This is a genomic window from Rhizobium sp. Root483D2 (assembly GCF_001426685.1).
Taxonomy (GTDB): domain Bacteria; phylum Pseudomonadota; class Alphaproteobacteria; order Rhizobiales; family Rhizobiaceae; genus Pararhizobium; species Pararhizobium qamdonense.
In genome coordinates, this window is sequence record NZ_LMFB01000001.1 from 417,245 (window position 1) to 417,534 (window position 290).

Here is a 290-nt window from a genome sequence, read left to right on the forward strand (position 1 = left end):
CGCCTATGTCGATGCTGTCGATCCCGCAGCGCCGTCGGTGACCGTCACCGGCAATGGCGATGGCACCATCACCGTCACGGGAACAGCCGAGCCCGGTGCCATCCTCACCGTCACCTATCCTGATGGAACAACCGGGTCCGTCGTGGCTGGCCCCAATGGACAGTACAGCATCACCTCGCCCGGTGTGCAGACAACGGGCACGGTCACGGCACAGGCCACCGATGCCACTGGCAACAATGGACCGTCTTCCACGGCTGCCTATGTCGATGCTGTCGATCCGGCTGCCCCGT

The 290-nt window shown here is 64.5% G+C and carries 1 protein-coding gene; it reads left to right on the forward strand.

Features of this window, described 5'->3' with window-relative positions; translation table 11 throughout:
• A partial coding sequence (locus ASD32_RS29965) for an Ig-like domain-containing protein (protein ID WP_162252620.1) occupies positions 1-290 on the forward strand: 290 nt, incomplete at both ends.